General features: G+C 56.6%; 1 protein-coding gene. It reads left to right on the forward strand.

Annotated elements, in window-relative coordinates; translation table 11 throughout:
* Positions 1 to 511: MFS transporter (locus J5224_RS35330; RefSeq protein ID WP_264629427.1), on the forward strand; the 511-nt coding region annotated here is incomplete at both ends.

Raw genomic sequence — 511 nt, forward strand, 5'->3', positions numbered from 1 at the left:
CTGGGTAAGCAGTGTGCAAGAGCTGTATATCCTGCGCTTCCTGCTGGGGATTGCCGAGGCGGGCTTCTTCCCCGGGGCCATTTTGTTCCTCAGCTTATGGGTGCCAGCGCGTTACCGCAGCAAGATTCTGGCGCTGTTTTATCTGGCACAGCCGATGACCACCGTGATCGGCGCACCGCTGGCGGCGTGGCTGATTGAACAGCATGGCCTGTTTGGTTTGTCGGGCTGGCGCGTGATGTTCCTCGGGGTATCGATTCCGGCGATTGTGGTCGGGATTATCACCTGGTTCTACCTGGTCGATCGCCCACAGGATGCAAAATGGCTCAATGAAGAAGAGAAACGCTGGCTGGTGGGCGAACTGGAAAGTGAACATGCCGCCAAACAGCACAGCAAACACCCCAGCGTGCGCACCGTCCTGTTCAACAAACGCGTGTGGGTACTGTGCCTGATCTACTTCGGCTTTATTTATGGTCTGTATGCACTGGCGTTCTTCCTGCCGACCATTATCAGC

This window comes from Candidatus Symbiopectobacterium sp. NZEC135 (assembly GCF_025962695.1).